We start from the raw sequence: 17,651 nt of genomic DNA, 5'->3' as shown, positions 1-17,651 counted from the left end.
TCTACAGTTAAAATTGATACAACTTCCCCTGTCACCAATCGCTATGTTTAAATATGCCTTAAGGCAGATTTAACGTATTTGGAGGGTAATCAGGAAACAAACAAAAAGCTGAGTTAGTCGAGTGACACAAATCCAGTGTTTTAACGTGCGCGTCTTCAGGGTGAATCTAATATGACTTTAATCAGTAAAATTGTCCGAAAAGCTTTGGCAACAGGTTACTTAACGGTTGAGGCCGAAGAACTGTTGCGACAGCAGTTGCAGATGACTAAGTACGGTTTAGAAGATTTTGAGGCTTTTATTACTTTGCAAAAAGAGGTGATGGAAGGGAGGGTGAAACAGCAAGCTTTGGAATTGTTACGATCGCGCAAATGTTCTGCGACGGCTTAAATCCAGTTCGATCGACCTTTTGCATAAAATAAGGTCGATCGACCTTCGTATGTCGATCGGCCTTTCGGGCGCGGACTCTCGGGCCCACCCCACAAGAAAATTCACTTTTTGTGGAACAGGCCGGAAAGCCTGTTCATAAAAATGATACGCCAAGCCTGGAAAAAGGTTTCTACTGCATTCCTAGCTGTCGCCTTAACGCTTCTGGAACATTAACGGCTGTATCCAAACCTCCAACATTTTCCCACTTTGTATTTTCATCCCATTTGACATCGCCAAAAGTGCGATCGGTGAGGTTCGCGCCGCTGAGTTTTGCCCCGCTGAGGTCTGCCGCGCTGAGGTCTGCGCCGCTGAGGTCTGCCTCAGTGAGGTTTGTCCCCCTGAGGTTTGCCCCGCTGAGGTCTGCCCCGCTGAGGTCTGCGCCGCTGAGGTTTGCGCCACTAAGGTTTGCGCCACTAAGGTTTGCGCCACTAAGGTTTGCGCCACTAAGGTTTGCGCCGATGAGGTCTGCCCCGCTGAGGTCTGCACCGCTGAGGTCTGCCCCCCTGAGGTCTGCCTCAGTGAGATATGTACCACTGAGGTGTGCGCCACTGAGATCTGCGTCAGTGAGGTATGCGTCGCTGAGTTCTGCGCCGTTGAGGTTTGCGCCACTAAGGTTTGCGCCGTCGAGGTCTGCGCCACAGAGCTCTGTGCCACCTAGGTTTGCGCCACTGAGGTTTGCGTCGCTGAGAAATAGCCCAACAATTTGGAGAAACCCAGAATCCCCAACACAATAGCTATAGCTGATGAGACGCAATAACCGATTGCTATCGTCAAGCTTGCCTTCATCATTAGGCTTCCCGCAAGGATAAAACACCATTTTGTCTTTCAATTCATCTATTTGCTGCCCGTAACGGTGCAACTCCAATAGCAAAATTATCACATTCAAACCAGCGTAAATATCTATTTGTCGCTGTCCCAAATATTGGGTTTTCAATTGATATCGCAGTAGGCGCATCTTCTTTTGAGGCAAATTTTCCGGCGGCGCATCAATAAATTCCCCCTCGCACCACCGCAGATAAAAATCTTCCAGACGCTGGAATAACTCCACAGGGCGAAACTGATTTTCCTCCCCTGCAACAGCCGGAGTTGTTAACAACCCCATCAAATATTCCACAATTTCTTCCGTCAGCGGCCCATAACCCAACAAATCATAAATTTCCCAGTGCATCTGAGAGTCTTGAGTATTAAATGTAATACGTTTCTTTCCTGGTTCCGTCCACTCTTCCAGACTTTCTTTCAACCGCTCCGCACACAGAAATTCACCAAAACTCTTGTGTACAAACTCCACAGAACCTTCTTTGCTGCCTTGCTGAAGATAAAAAACCGCCAAAGCATTTCTTAGAGGATTATCAATCCGTTTTTGTGCGTCCTCAAAAAAATCTTTAGCTGAGCCATGTGCTTTCAATCGTTCCTCAATCATCGCTACAGGAGCGCATTCCCCTCCCGACTGCACCACGCACAACCCTGCTTCTGTCAGGATGCGCCGCAACTCCTCTGTTTCCAATTCTGTCAAATCGCGATTGAGCTTTTCAGACCGCTGTTTTGTGAGTACCCAATTCACAGTTTTGTTGTAAATCAAAATTTTTGCTTGAGTGCTGTTAGTTCCTTGAAAATCCTCAACTTTCAAGATTTTGTCCCGGTGCATCGCCGCTAACAGATAAAGCAAGAGTGGCTCTCGCGCTAGTTCTGATTTTACATTCTCTGGACAGCATTCATCTTGCAAAAAATGCTGAAAAGCTGAGGTTTTTGCCGCCCCAAATAGGGCTTCCCACTTGCTCAACCACTGCTGCTGAAGTCCGTCATCCATTATCTGAATTTCGACTCGCTCCAAGTTATCTGGCAGTTGCCTTTCAATTCCTTGCAAAGCTAAAGTTCTGCCAGTAATCAAAATCCGGTGTCTACTTTCTGAATTCTTATCGCAATCCTGCTGAAATTGCCCTACTTGCTTGAGAAAGTCCTCTAAACCGCCGCTTTTTCTCCCTTCCATCAGCAACTCGTCAAAGCCATCCAAGAAAAACAAATATCGTGTGTTTCTATCTGTCAACCAGCCGTCATCGCTAGCAAAGCCCGCATTAACTGCCTCTTTTAGCGTTTCTCGAAAACTCTTTTGCAATGTAAGAATATCTCGCAGTCGAATTAACACGGGCGTCCAAACTGGATGTAAATATTGCCGCACCCAGTCAGCAAACATCCGACAAGAAACGCTCTTACCGCGTCCGGGTCCAGCTTCGACAAACATTACTTGATTTTGTTTCTTTTCATCTGCAAGTAATTCTTTTGCCCAACTTTCCAAATCGAAAGCTTCTGCATCATTTATGAGCTTGCCATTTTTATCTAGTCGCTTTGCCTTCAGTGGCACGTAGATATCTTTAAACTTAAAGTCTTCATCAAATACTTTTTCTTCTGGTTTTGAGGCAATTGTCTCTTCTAAGTAAGCATCGATTTTGTCGTATTTATCTAGATCTTTTTGCCAGCGTTCGCGATAACGTTCTGTCAGCACTTTTAAGTCATATTTTGCTTCAGCTAATGCCTGACTGATGTAGCGAGGTGTGCTCCAAGCTACTCGCTCTATCAAAGTCTGAGCTTCGCCTTCAGTTAATCCTACTTGCTGTAAGTAAGTTAATAATAAATGATTGAAATTTTCAGCCAATTTAGAGCGGGGAAAACCGCTCATCGTTTTCCTGGCTTCCTCTTCATCTAAGGAAGATTCGGCAAGTTCTTCGATTTGTTGTTTAAACTCTTCTGATACAATCGAGTTGAGATTAATTCGAGTTAAGACATCGCTGGCGTTTAGACATTTATCGAAAGATGTACAATAAGCTAGAACCGCAGCTAACTGCACGTAATCAGAGAAGGATCTTTCTGGCTGAGGCTTGTTTTCAAAGCGCTTGAGCCACCGCACAGCAATTTGCACGAACCCAATCCCAGCGGCAACAACTGGAATAGCAGGATTGATAGCCGCACCCGTCACTCCTACTACAGCAACACCAGCAGAAATCGTCGCATTTATAGTATCAACACTATCTACCACAACATCGTGTTGTCCCCGCAACAATTGTCGGTGGTCGGTAGTCAAAGTTTTCCATAATTTGTTCAGCCAAGTTTCGGAATTTTCCTGAGTCATAATTTTACCTGCCCTATTGCAGAAGAGAGAATCCGAGAAAATCTACATTTAACTCTCTAAGCATTCCGTAGTTCGTCGCCACAAATCAGTTCTCAAACTAACAATTAAAAAAGATTAAGTTTCTTTTACCTTGACAAAACTCCAACAATCCGCAATAATAGTAGATTGTCTGTCTAAATCCGGCTCGGATCAGGTTAAGACATTCCAAAAGCTGGAGAGCAGTCAGCAGTCAAAAGTCCACAACGACCAATGACCAATGACTCATCAGCTACCTGTACGGCAATCTCAACAACCATCCCATGACTTACGCAATCATTGAAACCGGCGGCAAACAATTTCGGGTAGAACCAGGCCGCTTCTACGACATCGAACTGCTTCACGTTGAAGCTGAATCCAAAGTCACCATAGACAAAGTATTTCTGATCCAGCACGAAGGCGAGGTTCATATCGGCCAGCCTCTACTAGAAAATGCCACTGTAGAAGGAACGGTTCTCCGGCATTTCCGGGGCCGCAAAGTCCTCGTCTACAAGATGAAGCCGAAAAAGAAAACTCGGAAGAAAAAAGGGCACCGTCAAGAAACAACTCGCTTTATGATTGACTCGATTAGCGTCAACGGTACAGTCTTAGCCGCCAGAGACTTAACTGCAGCAGTTGTTGAAACCCCCCAAACCGCCGAAACTGATTCAGAATAAAAAATAGTAAATACAGTTGAGGATATTATGGCCCACAAGAAAGGTACAGGCAGTACACGTAACGGACGCGACTCTAATTCTCAGCGTCTGGGTGTCAAAAAGTACGGCGGTCAAGTTGTCAAAGCTGGCAACATTTTGATCCGCCAACGCGGCACTAAAGTTCACCCCGGTAATAATGTTGGTATCGGCAGAGATGATACTCTGTTTGCCATGATTGACGGTGTAGTGACTTTTGAAAGAAAGGGCAAAACTCGCAAGAAAGTCAGCATTTATCCTGTTGTAGCAGCACCTGTGGCTGAACCGGTGGCTGAAGCTGTCGCAGTTTAGTTTTATGGTTCCTAGGCTATGCCTGGGAACGCATATAAGCAAGGCTCTGCCTCCTGATTTTCTATGTTATTAGAAAGTTACAGGAGGCAGAGCTTTTTGCAATTTGTTTCGCCGGAGAAAGGACTGTGGCTGCTTACCAAGAACCAGAGAAGCAGGAAAAACTCTCGTTTTTACTCCTAAAAATTGCCTAGCCTCCTCCGACAATTGTGACAACTTCTAAGATGTCGCCCTCTTGCATCTGTGTAGTTTCCCAAAATTGTTTGTGCAGAATTTCCCCGTTGTACTCCACAGCCACCAAGCGCGGGTTTAATCCCAATTGTTCTAGTAATTTTGGTAACGGTGTGTCGATCGCACAATTGCGGGTTTCTCCGTTAACTTGCAGCGCAATTTGATTTATCATCAGTAAAATATCTGTTTTCAGGGCGGGTTTTGTAACAAAATTATATTTTATGCACACATTTCCTGTGCTAAACCCGCCCTACAAATCCCCAATCAACCTAGCTTTTCCCGTGCAAAGCTTTCTGAGCTTTCAGATTCTCCATCCGAATCAACTGTGAGATGAAAAACTGCGTGACTAAAGTAGGCTGTTCCGCTTCCATAATCGCGCGTACTGCGGCAACCCTTTGAGCTCCGGCATTCAATACTTCATCGAGGTTGTTGATATCAATTCCGCCGATCGCAAACCACGGAATCGGCGACTTATCAGCAGCATACCGCACATAGTCTAAACCGGCCGCCTGTTTATCAGGTTTAGTAGGAGTGTGGTAAACCGGCCCAACTCCAATGTAGTCGGCTCCCTCTTCAATCGCTCGCTGCATTTCCTCGCCATTCGTAGTAGAACGACCAATGATGCGTCCGGGGCCGAGCAACTTGCGCGCTTCCGCCACAGGCAAATCTTGCTGTCCTAAGTGTACGCCGTCGGCATCTGCTGCGATCGCAAAATCCACGCGATCGTTCACAATCAGCAAAGCATCGTAGCGGTGACAAAGTTCGCAAAGCTTGCGCGCGTTAGCCAACTTTGCGCCGTCGTCTGAGCTTTTGTCGCGGTACTGCACCAAAGTCAGTCCGCCTTGCAAAGCAGCTTCCACGACTCCCAACAAGTTGTCTCTCGGCGAAGTTACAAGGTATAACTGCGATCGAAGTAACTGCTGGTAGCGCCGGTAAGCCAGCAAATTGCTTTCGAGAGTATAAACCCGATAGCGCATCTGCTTAAAAGCCGCGCCCATATTCCGATCGTAAATTTTGCCATACTCTTCGAGTACCCGCAGAGCTTCTTCCACCCTACAGAAATTCGCTTCCAGTAGCTGCTGAATGCTCGAACGCTGCTCTTCCTGCGGGTGAGTCAACTCCGTACCCGGATCAGCCGGCGTATCCCTAGCACTGCGAAGTTCTGCGACGTGCCAAGCAGCCAATTCTTGACGCAGTTGCTTGCACTCCCCTGCTAAATCGGCGTTGTTGAGACCAAACCTGCACCATTCTTCAATAATTCTCAACCCTTCGCGCGATCGATCTAAATTTGCATCTAAAATCCGGCAGAGGGCTGGCTGTGCCGGTAAAGTTCTGTTTTGTTTGTCGGTCATTCAGAACCACCCTAATTATAATTAATCTTACCAATCAACCCGCTATGTTCTCCCACGCCGTCAAGATTGTGGCAAAGCAGGCGGCTTAATTTTGGCATAAACCGATGTAAATTCGACAATAATTTTTTAAGTTTTATTGAATTTGATGAAAACAAAGCATAATAGATCAAACTTGATGAGAGTGGAATCGTTAAACTGCATACCACACTTCGGAGGAGAGCCGTGAGGTTAGCAGAACAACACAAAAGATTAACAGAAGAAAACCCCAGCAGGCGGGTGAAATCAAAGTGCGATCCCAAAAACCCGACACCGAACTCGGGCAGCGGAACTCGGACCGCAAATCAGTGGGGTTTATTTATGCTCCTAAATTCTCAATATAGCGAGTGCAAAGAAAAGCGATCGCAAAAATCTTGTTTGAGTTCTTGCCTTCTGCTCGTTTTTGCCACCACCGCCCTTTGCAACCATCAACCGTCAGTTATCGCTGCCGGGATACCGGGAGTGCAGCTACTTTCTCAGACGCTGCAGAGCGAGATTAACATACTGTACGTCAGCTCGACCGGCGGCAGCGACACAGGAGGCAACGGCAGCGATCAAGCTCCGTTTAAAACCCTTACCTACGCCTTAAGCGTGGCCCCGCCCAAAACAGCGATTTTGCTAGCGCCCGGTACTTACAGCGAGCAAACCGGCGAAAAATTTCCATTAATGCTCAGGTCCAGCGTGACAGTTCAGGGAAATCCCAACACTCGGGGTCAGAATATTGTCATCAAAGGCGGAGGATACTTTATCAGTCCGACTTCGGCGGGTCAAAATATCGCGATTTTAGGCGCAGATGGGGCGGGACTCAGCGGAGTGACGGTGACAAATACCAACGATCGCGGTTACGCTTTGTGGATCGAATCGAGTTCTCCAACGGTTGTCAACAATACTTTTTCTGGCAGCACTCACGACGGCATTTCGGTAGTGGGTACTTCCAGGCCGACGATTGGCGGGAATGTTTTCTCGAAAAATGGAGCTAACGGCATTACGATTTTTGGCAGTTCCCAGCCGGAAGTTCGAGATAATGTGTTTGAAAACACGGGATTTGGGGTGAATGTAGCGCAGAACGCTTCGCCTCTGCTAATCGGTAACAAAATTACTCGCAATAAGGACGGCGTGGTTGTGCAAGCTAATGCTAGACCTGTGCTGCGTAACAATTATATCGAGAGTAACCGGCGGGACGGAATTGTGGCGATCGCGAGCTCTCTGCCGGATTTGGGAACTGCCGCCGAACCGGGGGGCAATGTCATTCGCAACAACGGTCAGTACGATGTCAACAATGCGGCCAAAGGTCAAGTAATCCCAGCTTACGGGAATCAATTATTGAGCAGCCGGACGACGGGCTCGGTTGATGTGGCGGGAACTTTTACCCCTCCGCCAATGGGGGGAAGTGCTTTGCAGCTAACGACCGATCGACCTCCCAGCATCGGTGGCCCAGACACTTCTCTCCCGGCTTACACTCCCGGGCGGCTAAGTCCCAGAACTGAAAGAGCGCCACTTCCCCCGCCTGCGCCCGTTTCGAGGCGACCGGTGCAAAATCGATCGACACCGCCAAGCGCTGAGTTGCGACAAGAGCTTTCTCCGAGGAATGCCGCTGGTTCATCGGTAGTCCAAGGGGCGATCGCAATTCCCGTGCCCGATCCGAATTATCGATCGGTTTCGGAAATTTCGGTACAGCAACCAATGATTCCTCCCAATTTTGATAGTTCGAGTTCGGTTTCTTCCGAGGGTAGATTGCCGGTTCCGGGCCGCAACATTCCTATCGGAAGGGGCGGCTATGTACCGGCACCTTTAGGGGGGAATTCTTTGCCCGAGGCTGAGGATAATTCGCCGTCATTCGATCTACCGTCTGCTTTGGGTTTGCGCTATCGAGTTGTGGTGGATACCGACAGGCCGGGCGATCGACAAAAAATGCAATCCCTCGTTCCCGGTGCTTTTCGCTCTTTTTCCAGCGGGCGACCGGTGATGCAAGCCGGTGCTTTTCGGGAACGCGAAAAAGCTGAGGAATTGGTACAAACGCTCAGCGCTAACGGTTTGAATGCTCGAATTGAGGAGATTAAATAGTTATTGGAAATTGGGCATTGGGCATTGGGCATTGGGCATTGGGCATTGGGCATTGGGCATATCCTTTTCCGCTAAGCTGTTCGGCATTTAAAGGAGCTTCACCAATAACCAATAACCAATAACCAATAACCAATAACCAACAACAAAATTTTAGGGCCTAGCATATCGGATGCCAGACCCTAAAAAGTTTGTAAATTAAGTTGATTCAAGTGGGTTTTTAGCTCTGCTGAGTTTCAGCAAACTACAACTAAGGTGGACGTTTTTGCAACTACTCTGCGGACGAGCTAGCTATTAGCGGAGTCTATTCAGACTTCTGTGTTTGACTGTTGTGCGATCGCCACTTTTGATTAATCCAATAGCCTCAAGCTATCTAACCAATACGAATCGCAATATCAACCTTTCTTTGCTAATAAGCTACACGGTTCAGGCGTTGCCTGCGGACTAGAGCCGAGCGGGACAAATACTCTAATTCCAAATTTTTTATCCAAGTTTTTTGTGCTTCTTGGTTTTGCCCCTCATGTTTTTAAGTTAACACCAACTGCGCGCATAAAAACACTTTGTTTACCAAACTTGACACTTTTTGATGTGATGAAATACTTCCAAAAGCGATTATTAACAATTTGTACGATCGCCCGATACCTCAACGTGCATAGTCGGCACTATTCGTTGGCTGTCAACGCAGCAGAGCTTCCCAAGTTGCGCGGCCGACAATGCCGTCTGCTGGCAGTTGATATTGTCGCTGAGCCGCCTTGACAGCAGCTTGAGTTTCCGGGCCAAACACGCCGTCAGCACTCACCCGCAAAAATCCCTTGGCCCGCAGCCGTTCTTGCAAATCTCTGACTGCGGCCCCCCGCATTCGTCTTCTCAAAACCGGAAAATTTGTTGGCTGCGCTTGGGGGTTAACCTCTGAGTTGTCGGGATTTACAGGATCGTTAGCGATGGGGTTTTCGATCGCGCTCGGAGTCGCAGGAAACAGCCGATTCCAAGTATCTTGACCGACTATGGCGTCGGGAGGCAGACCTGCTGCTTCCTGGAACTGAGACACTGATCTAGCGGTGCTTTGTGAGAAAATCCCGTCTACAGTGTCAGCGTAAAAGCCCAATAATTTAAGAGCAGCTTGGAGTTCGATCACTTCCGACCCTCGGCTGCCCAATTTGAGCGTGGGGCGGACGATCGCACCTGTTTGAGCGATCGGGCTGTTGCTGTTACTCTGTTCGGAGGTAGGTAGCTGTGCGACAGCAGGAGTAGGGGCGATCGATCCCATTACCAATAAACCGCACAAACTCCAGCCGAAGAGCAAACTCGGAACCTGGCGGGCTTCATTCCAGCTTGCTGTCAAGTTTTGGGACATTGGGAATTCGACCTCTGCAAAACTGGTAGCGATCGTACATCAAATCTGGAAAAAATTGGGAATTTCGGCATAGGGAATTGGGCATAAGGCATTAACTGATTCCCTGGCTATGCCTGCGAACGAGTTAAGTCAAAACTCAGAACTTTTCTCCCCTTCCCTTTCCTAAAAATAATTTATCCCCTGAAATAGCTGCAATTGGCAAAAAAACTGCTAGATTGCCCTACAGAAAACATTGAACCGCGTTCATTGGGCCCCAGCAACACCATGTCCGAATTCAGAACCGCCAGCCAAATAGACATCGGCAACGTCAACATCGGGAACTTTCAAGTCGGCAGCATCAGCGGCACCAAATACAACGATTTTAACGCCAACGGCCTCCCAGATCCCGGAGAAGTCCCCATTCCCAACTGGCAAATCTACCTCGACCTCAACAACAACGGCCAGCCAGAATTTAACGAACCTTCCACCCTCACAAACCCGCAAGGCAACTACATCTTCGCCAACCTGCCGCCGGGCACTTACCAAGTTAGGGAAGTCCAGCAGCCGAACTTTCGCCAAACTACCCCTAATCCTGCACCTATCACGATTACCAGCGGCACGAACGCTGGCAATATCAATTTTGGCAACAACTTTAACGCAGGGACGATCGCAGGTACAAAATTCAACGACATCAACAACAACAGCAGCCGAGATCCTGGGGAACAAGGGCTAGCTAACTGGCAAATTTACCTCGACCTCAACCGCAACAACAGGCTCGACGGCGGCGAACCTTTTACTTTGTCAAACCTTGAAGGAAATTACGCTTTTGTCAATATTCCCGCAGATACATATTTGGTGAGAGAAGTCCAGCAACCGGGTTTTCTCCAAACCACACCTGACCCCGGCCCGGTTAACGTTACTTCCAACGCCACTGTCAACAACATCAATTTTGGGAATGTCTTTTTTGTTGGCAGCATCAGCGGTCTCAAGTTCAACGACCTCAATGCCAACAGTGTCCGAGATGCGACAGATCCGCCTCTGGAAAATTGGCCCATTTACCTCGACCTCAACGGCAACAACAGCTTTGATCCGGGCGAACCCAATACCATCACCAACCCACAAGGCAACTACACTTTTGCCAATGTTTCTCCCGGCCGGTATTTGGTGAGGGAAGTCCAGCAACCTGGATGGGTACAGACTACGCCAAATCCAGGCCCGATCGACATCACCGGCAATACCAACGCTGTTGGCGTCAATTTCGGCAACAATTTTCCTACGGGCAGCATCAGCGGCTTCAAGTTCAACGACCTCAACGCTAACGGTATCAACGAACCGACGGAACCGAGAGTTGCCAACTGGCCGATTTACCTTGATTTCAACAACAACGGTAGTTTAGATCCGGGCGAACCTGCGACTTTAACAAACCCCGAAGGTAATTTCTCTTTTATCAATTTGCCCCAAGGCACTTATGTGGTGAGGGAAGTCCCGCAGCCCGGTTTTCGACAAACTACGCCCAATCCGACTCCGATCACCGTGGGTAACGGCACAAATGCCACTAATCTCAGCTTTGGTAACGTGTTGGTGACTGGCACCATTAGCGGTGTGAAATTTAACGATTTTAACGCCAACGGCCGCCTAGATCCCGGGGAACCGCCGATCGCCAACACTCAAATTTACATCGACCTCAACAACAACAGCAGTTTAGACCCGGGCGAAGCGAGTACCTTAAGCGACCTTCAGGGCAATTACAGCTTCCGCAATGTTCCGGTAGGTAGTTATGTTGTCAGGGAAGTTCCGCCGCCGGGTTTCATTCTAACGACTCCGCCTGCGGTGGTTGTTGTCTCGGCAGAGATTCGGGCTAGCAAAATCGATGTGGTGACGGGAGATGTGGTGACAGCAGAGGCTGAGGGTACCTCGGCTAAATCCTTGAAAGGCGACCCGCTGACGAATGCCAGCAGCTATGCGGGCGAACCAGCAGCAGCCAATAATATTGGGGCAGATAGCTTGCCTTTGAGTTCGCGTGGTGATACTGATCGAATTAGTGATTTTTTGGGCGATCGACGTTTTGCGAATTTAGGCAATATTCCTAACTTTGGGCAACAGAATTTCGGTCTGAATCTGAATTCAGAAATCAGCCAAATTGTCAAGGCAAAGGAATTAATTAATTCGGCGATCGGGAACTCGGTCAGCACTGTGGGCGGGAGAGATTTCTCGGTTATGTAGGGTGACACAAAACTGCATCGCCCCGAATCCCAAACCGTAGATAAAAATCAGGAAGAGGTTAAAGGGCGATCGCGTGATACCCTATTGTTGGCAACCTCCAACGCATAGCCAGAGTTCCGGGAAGCCCAAAGCTGGCTTGTATATGAGGAGCAAGATTCAGAGACAGTATCATACCTGTTTTTAGGAATTATCAGACAATTCCCCAAGTGCGATCGCCCTCGTGGCGAGGTCGCTCAAGTCACCGAGGTGCAGTGAGTTTTAACCTTGTTCCAGCTCAAAACAGCAAGTGTCCACGGGCAGAAGAACTCAGGGCGCAAATCTTGAAGATATTGCGCTCAAATTGCCACAGCTATTCAAAACCTGATATAATCTCGTGCGACCAAGCTGGAGTAAGCCTGATGTTAGATGAGGAACCTTCGAGCAACGTAGACGTATGTATGATTGAGTAGCGATCGTCAGTCGCTAGCAGCAGCTAACTGCTGATTGACAAAGTGATACAGTAGCCTGTAGCTTACGTAGATTTAGGTGTGAAGGAACAGAAAATCATGGCAGAAAGAAATGCTAGTCAGGTAACCCCTGTATTACCCCCAATAGTGCTACCGCCAACCATCAATTTTGGCAACGCTCCTGCGGGTATCCAGGGTACCAAGTTCAATGACCTCGACCGCGACGGCATTCGAGATGCAGGCGAGCCGCCAATCTCCAACGTCCAAATCTTTATTGACACCAATAACAACGGCAATGTCGAGCCAGGTGAACCCTCGACGTTGACAAACGCCAGCGGAAACTTCGTATTTCCAGGCTTGCTTCCAGGCACCTATACAGTCAGGGAAATCCCGCCAGCCAATTTCAGCCCGACAACTCCCAACCCAGTCGTCGTCACCCTCGCGGGCACTAATGCCACAGTGTTGTTCGGCAATAGTTCAATCCCGATCGGTGGTCAGATAATTGGCTGCAAATACCTCGACGTAGACAACGACGGGTTTCGAGACGGGAGTGAACCCCCGATGGAAAACGTCAGGATCTATATCGATGCCAACAACAACGGTCAGCTAGATCAAGGGGACACCAGTACCTTAACTGATAGAAACGGCGAGTATCGATTCACCAATTTGCAGCCAGGGCTTTACCGGATTCGGGAAGAGCGCGCCAACGGGCCGGGCACTGAACCGTTAGAAAAAGATTTTCCCCAAAGCACCCCCCCCGGCAGCATCTCCCTGCTTGACGTTAACCTCGGCCCTGGCGAAATCTGGGCTTGCGCTCAAGTGGGCAACACTCCCCTGTACGAAATCCCGCTCTTTAAATTCCGCGACGACAACGCCAACGGCATACAAGACGCAGGGGAAATTCCTCTCCAGGGCATCCCGTTCATCATAGATGTGAACCGCAACGGCAGAACAGACGCGGGCGAACCGCGACTGTTAACTGACGCTAACGGAAGGGCTACCTTCAGAAATTTGAAAGCTGGCAGCTACTCAGTATTGGAAACCTTTGAAACATTCATAGCCAACCAGCCGCCAATTAACACTACCCAGAACCCGGTAGAAGTCACAGCCCCCGGGCCCGAATCGCGACAGCAGGGAACACTGCCTTTCATAGTGGCAGATCCAACAGTTCCAGGCGGCCAGCGGGTCATTGCGGCGAACTTTCCGCCCCCGTTCCCGCCGGTCAACCCGGAACCCGCAGTATTCTTCACCCCGATTCCGGTAAATCCAGGCAGCGGTGGTGTCGGGAATACGCTCCCCAACATCACGATCTTCAAATACAACGATAAAAACGCTAACGGTCGTTACGAACCGGGCAACACTCCAAAGGAAGGGGGCATTGCCGGCGTCACGGCCTACATTGATGCCAACGACAACGGCGTCCTCGACACAGGGGAACAGTCGAGAGTAACTGACGCCAACGGACGCGCCGCTTTCACCAACGTGCAACCGGGCAATTATGTGGTTCGGGAAGTGCCGCAAGCTGGTTTTAGTGCTACTACTCCGGCTCGGGTGCAGTTCAACCTCAGCAATCAAGATGCCAACGTCGTCTTTGGCAACACCCCCAACAGCCGGATCACTGGGTGCAAATTCCAAGACTTGAACGGCAACGGCTACCGAGACGGCTTTGAAACGCCGATCTCAGGGGTCGCAATCTACCTCGACAGCAACGGTAACAACGCCCTCGATGCGGGAGAAACCACTAGCGTCAGCGATCAGTTCGGCCGCTGGGAGTTTGGCAATTTGACCCCCGGTATTTACCGAGTCCGGGAAGTCACGCCTTCAAATTCTTTCCAAACTACTCAACAACTGGACATCGTTCTGGGCGCAAACCAAACGTTTACTTGTGCTTTGGTGGGCAACGGCCAGTTCTTTAACGCGATCGGAAGAAAATTCCGGGACGACAACCGCAACGGCCTTCAAGATGAGGGCGAGCCTCCTTTGCAGGATATCCCTTTCACCTTGGATTTGAACAACAATGGCCGCTACGATGCTGGTACCGAGCCTCTGGTCAGGAGTGATGCTAAGGGCGAGGTGCTGTTCACCAATTTAGCTCCGGGCAACTATTCGCTATTGGAAGTTTTCAACGCTCCGGGCGTTCCGAACCCGTTCCCGATTCCGACCGGGCCCAACCCTGTTCCTTTAACGGTGCCAGGGCCGAATGCGTTTGTGACGCCGATCGTGCCGGCGCCAGTACCGACACCAGCCCTCAGTGCTTCTAGCATCAATGATGATGATGATGATGTCCTAACTGGAGGTCAGGCTACTGCCGATCCGGCTATGGTAACTGCTTCTAGCCTCGGCAAAGATCCTCTGACTAACAGAGGCTCAGACTCTCAACCAAGCCGCAGTGATTACAGTGGGATCGTCGTAAAAGAGGGGAGTGGTGCTCCGGCTAATGGTTTTGGCCTCAACCAGTTGACACCGCCGCCAGAGGCTTCGGTTCTACTGTTTCCACCACAGGAGGCACTCGGGAAAGAATTATCACAGTGGTTTGTTCCTTCTGAGACTAATGGGTTGTTGTAATCTTAAGTTCAGTCTCTAGTTTGAGACTCAGCAATTAGCAACTAGCTTGTTTAAACGGCACGTCAAATGATCTTTTGGCGTGCTTTTTGCGGTTGTGAGAATAATAACAAGGGGTTTTGATCGCCCAAACTGTCTTTAGTAGTAGAGGACGATCGGCAAAAAGAGCGATTCCCCGCCTCAAGAAAACCTTTATTTATAGAGGTAGAACCTAGAGGAATATGTTATGCCAACTCAACAACAAACCAATCCGGCTCAACATCAAGACCAGCAACCCGGTATTGAATCCCAAATGACCCCGCAACCCCAATCCTTCGCGGAGGGATATCGCGGTAGCGACAAATTGCGGGACAAAGTAGCCTTAATTACCGGCGGAGACAGCGGTATCGGGCGTGCGGTGGCGATCGCCTTTGCCAAAGAAGGCGCTAACGTGGTCATCAGCTATCTTAACGAAGATGATGATGCCAAAAAAACCAAAGAGGCGATCGAACAACAAGGCCGACGCTGTATTGCGATCGCCGGCGACATCGGCGACGAAAGCGTGTGTCAAAACCTTGTAGAACAAACAGTTAAAGAATTTGGGCATCTCGACATCCTCGTCAACAACGCCGCCGAACAGCATCCCCAAGAAAGCATCGAAAACATTACCGCCGAACAATTAGAGCGCACCTTCCGCACCAACATTTTCTCGATGTTTTATCTCACAAAAGCCGCTCTCAAACACCTCAAAGAGGGAAGTGCAATTATCAACACTACCTCTGTCACCGCCTATAAAGGCAATCAACAATTACTAGATTACTCCTCCACCAAAGGAGCAATTGTTGCCTTTACCCGTTCTTTGTCTCAAAGTTTAGCTGAGAAAGGAATTCGGGTTAATGGAGTCGCCCCCGGCCCGATTTGGACCCCTCTAATTCCTGCAACTTTCCCTGAAGAAAAAGTGGAGAAATTTGGTGCAGACACAGCCTTGGGACGCGCCGGTCAACCCGATGAAGTTGCCCCCAGTTACGTGTTTTTAGCTTCAAAAGATTCGTCTTACATGACTGGTCAAATTTTGCATCCCAACGGCGGATCTGTGATTAACGGGTAGATTTGGCGCGAGTTAATATATAAATAACCGCATTTTGTCGGGGAACTTTCACCCACAACCTCTGACTATAACTCACCATCTAAATAAACCCGCCCCCACAACCACGTTACCTACGGCGGGTTTATTCATTTTTTTAGTTATATTCAATCTGTTAGCATCATCGGGTGTAAAATACAGTCAACAGTGATGCCCACTCTGCTTCGCCGAAGAGTCAACAATCACGGACGATGCAAACGAAATTGATACAATTAATCTGTGTTAATCTCCCCTCATCTGCGGTTAAAAAAAGAGAATTTCTTCACCGCAGATGACAAGGGATTGATGCTGATTCACGCAGATGAAAAGAATAGATAAATGAATAATTCCGATGCTAACAGATTTGATATTAGTTTTTGAACATTGGTGAGTTTACACAAAACAGTAATCCCGCTACGTGGGTAGCGGGATTGATAGGTTGCAGTTTAGCTAGTTTTGAGCTCACCTAGAGCTACAATTAGCTCCCTGCTAAATTAGCTCAGGTTAGCCATTTCTTGCTGGATGGTGCTTTTGGCTGCTTTGAATTGAGTAGCCATTTGTTCCATTTGTGCTTCGCTCAAGTTGCGGCGAATTTGAGGGAACATATCGTTTTCTTCTTCTTTTACGTGATCCTGAACTGCTGTTTGGAGCTGTTTGATTTGGGCTTTGAACTCAGGAGAGCTGGGGCTCATTGACTTAATCTTGGCGAGCATTTGCTTCATTTCTGCTTGCTCGTCGTAAAGTTCTTGAGTGTTGCTGTAGTAGCTGCGAATTGCTGGGTAAACAACTTGTTCTTCTGCTTCGGCGTGAACGCTGAGGTCTTTGTAAAGTTGACCGAAGAATTCTTGCAGTTTTTGAGGATCGTCGGTGCTTGCGATTTCCATAAATAGGGTATCGGCTTTGCGGTGATCCATGGAGATGATTTCGGTGATGTTCATCTCATCTTTGCTGCGGGTAACTGCACCGCCGATGATGCCACTCATGGCTGCCATGGCATCTTGCACGCGGGCCCAAACGCCTTGGTCGGGGTCTTTGCCGGTCAGTTCGCGCACGCCCAAGATTTCCATAACTCCCTTGAGTTGCTCTTGGTGAGCGCGGTTTTCAAAGTTAACTGTGTTGAGGGGAGTAATGGCGGCTTCGATGTCTGCGCCGACTATTTGAGCGGCTTTGTGTACTAACAGACCAGCCATTGTTTGTTTGTGTTTGAGCAGTTCGTGCTGAGCGACTTTTTCAAACAATGTTAGTTCAGAACCTTTCATGAGTTTCTGAACTTCTTCGATCATTTTTGTGAATGTTTCTTTGGGTTCGGTTTGAATTCCGTATTGAACGATTACGGTTTCTAATACGCCCAAGTTTTTGCGATCGTCCTCAAGCATATCCCGGAAACGATCGCACAGTTCGGAGTCGTTGCAGGAATTGATGAACAATTGCTCGTTGGCGATCAACAGGTTTTGCAGCGCTTTCATGTCTGCTAATTTAGTTGCGATCGCTTGGCGCTTGGTATCTTCTAGGGTAGCTACCATCTGTCGTTTCTCCTCTCAATGTCTTTAGTGTTCTTACATCTCTTAATTTATTGATATATTCTGATAACATCCTCTTTCTCCCGACTGATTCATTAATATCCCGCGCAACCTATTGACTTTTGAGCAAAAAAAGGGTAAGTATTTGAGACTGCTTGAAAAAAGCAAAAAGCAAAAAACAACAGATGAGTAAGGATGAATCGCAGATGAGTGATTATT

12 protein-coding genes are annotated in these 17,651 nt (G+C 48.5%); 7 read left to right on the top strand and 5 right to left on the bottom strand.

Annotated features, from left to right (window positions below):
- Window positions 1-171: 171 nt before the first annotated feature.
- The gene (locus tag QUB25_RS21140; protein ID WP_006634939.1) at window positions 172-387 is read left to right on the top strand and encodes a hypothetical protein; all 216 of its coding nucleotides are present in this window, start codon (window positions 172-174) and stop codon (window positions 385-387) included.
- A gap of 169 nt (window positions 388-556) precedes the next feature.
- On the opposite strand, the gene QUB25_RS21135 is transcribed toward QUB25_RS21140, so the two are convergent.
- On the bottom strand, window positions 557-3,550 hold the full coding sequence (locus QUB25_RS21135; RefSeq protein WP_333185718.1) for a pentapeptide repeat-containing protein: 2,994 nt from the start codon (window positions 3,548-3,550) through the stop codon (window positions 557-559).
- 299 nt (window positions 3,551-3,849) lie between these two features.
- Here QUB25_RS21135 and rplU point away from each other — a divergent pair, with 299 nt between their 5' ends.
- Both rplU and rpmA read left to right on the top strand, forming a co-directional pair.
- Entirely contained in the window at window positions 3,850-4,242 is a 393-nt protein-coding gene (rplU, locus tag QUB25_RS21130; protein ID WP_172190164.1) for a 50S ribosomal protein L21, read from the top strand.
- 27 nt (window positions 4,243-4,269) lie between these two features.
- Window positions 4,270-4,569 (top strand): 50S ribosomal protein L27, encoded by a 300-nt coding sequence (gene rpmA / locus QUB25_RS21125; protein ID WP_190738131.1) that lies wholly within the window; start codon window positions 4,270-4,272, stop codon window positions 4,567-4,569.
- 187 nt (window positions 4,570-4,756) lie between these two features.
- On the opposite strand, the gene thiS is transcribed toward rpmA, so the two are convergent.
- Together thiS and QUB25_RS21115 are read right to left on the bottom strand one after the other, a co-directional pair.
- Window positions 4,757-4,969, bottom strand: a complete 213-nt coding sequence (gene thiS, locus QUB25_RS21120; RefSeq protein WP_015176890.1) for a sulfur carrier protein ThiS — start codon at window positions 4,967-4,969, stop codon at window positions 4,757-4,759.
- A 97-nt stretch (window positions 4,970-5,066) separates the two neighbouring features.
- Complete coding sequence (locus QUB25_RS21115) at window positions 5,067-6,149, bottom strand: thiamine phosphate synthase (RefSeq protein WP_333185715.1); 1,083 nt, start codon at window positions 6,147-6,149, stop codon at window positions 5,067-5,069.
- 357 nt (window positions 6,150-6,506) lie between these two features.
- On the opposite strand from QUB25_RS21115, the gene QUB25_RS21110 reads away from it, so the two are divergent.
- Window positions 6,507-8,249 carry a DUF1565 domain-containing protein gene (locus tag QUB25_RS21110; RefSeq protein ID WP_333185712.1) on the top strand — a complete coding sequence of 581 codons (1,743 nt, stop codon included), beginning with the start codon at window positions 6,507-6,509 and terminating at the stop codon, window positions 8,247-8,249.
- Window positions 8,250-8,922: 673 nt separating this feature from the next.
- Here the strand turns inward: QUB25_RS21110 and QUB25_RS21105 are convergent.
- A complete protein-coding gene (locus tag QUB25_RS21105) occupies window positions 8,923-9,600 on the bottom strand; it encodes a peptidoglycan-binding protein (RefSeq protein ID WP_333064101.1) in 678 nt (225 codons plus the stop codon).
- A gap of 264 nt (window positions 9,601-9,864) precedes the next feature.
- On the opposite strand from QUB25_RS21105, the gene QUB25_RS21100 reads away from it, so the two are divergent.
- The 3 genes from QUB25_RS21100 to QUB25_RS21090 all read left to right on the top strand — a co-directional run bounded on the left by QUB25_RS21100 (window position 9,865) and on the right by QUB25_RS21090 (window position 15,897).
- Complete coding sequence (locus QUB25_RS21100) at window positions 9,865-11,802, top strand: SdrD B-like domain-containing protein (protein ID WP_333185709.1); 1,938 nt, start codon at window positions 9,865-9,867, stop codon at window positions 11,800-11,802.
- Between the two features lie 527 nt (window positions 11,803-12,329).
- Entirely contained in the window at window positions 12,330-14,813 is a 2,484-nt protein-coding gene (locus QUB25_RS21095; RefSeq protein ID WP_333185706.1) for an SdrD B-like domain-containing protein, read from the top strand.
- Window positions 14,814-15,036: 223 nt separating this feature from the next.
- A complete protein-coding gene (locus tag QUB25_RS21090) occupies window positions 15,037-15,897 on the top strand; it encodes an SDR family oxidoreductase (protein ID WP_333185704.1) in 861 nt (286 codons plus the stop codon).
- A gap of 509 nt (window positions 15,898-16,406) precedes the next feature.
- Here QUB25_RS21090 and QUB25_RS21085 read toward each other — a convergent pair.
- Entirely contained in the window at window positions 16,407-17,435 is a 1,029-nt protein-coding gene (locus QUB25_RS21085) for a hemerythrin domain-containing protein (protein ID WP_333185701.1), read from the bottom strand.
- Window positions 17,436-17,651 lie beyond the last annotated feature (216 nt).

This window comes from Microcoleus sp. B3-D7 (assembly GCF_036705305.1).
In the GTDB taxonomy this organism is placed as follows: domain Bacteria; phylum Cyanobacteriota; class Cyanobacteriia; order Cyanobacteriales; family Microcoleaceae; genus Microcoleus.
This window is presented reverse-complemented; position numbering and strand designations above follow the sequence as displayed.